Below are 279 nucleotides of genomic sequence, written 5' to 3'. Positions count from 1 at the left end.
GGGTAAACTTACGCAAAACTTATACAAGCGGCTGCTAAGGAGCGTTCATGTCATCCAATCAACCACCGTTCGGGGTGCTGTTGGTCAATCTTGGGACACCAGAGGCCCCAACCGCTGGGGCGGTGCGCAAGTATCTGGCGGAATTTCTGTGGGACCCTCGGGTGGTGGATGTTGCACGGCCATTGTGGTGGCTGATTTTACATGGCGTGATTTTGCGTATTCGTCCTGCCCGGGTAGCCAGGGCCTATGCTTCGGTCTGGCGTGAAGACGGTTCACCAC

General features: G+C 56.3%; 1 protein-coding gene. It reads left to right on the top strand.

Features of this window, described 5'->3' with window-relative positions:
• Positions 1-47: 47 nt before the first annotated feature.
• The coding region (locus Q4563_RS19470; RefSeq protein WP_303605692.1) for a ferrochelatase at positions 48-279 on the top strand (232 nt) is incomplete at its 3' end.

The sequence above is a fragment of the Gilvimarinus sp. 1_MG-2023 genome (genome assembly GCF_030548285.1).
Note: the sequence above shows the minus strand (reverse complement) of the source record. Positions and strands in the feature narration are given on the sequence as shown.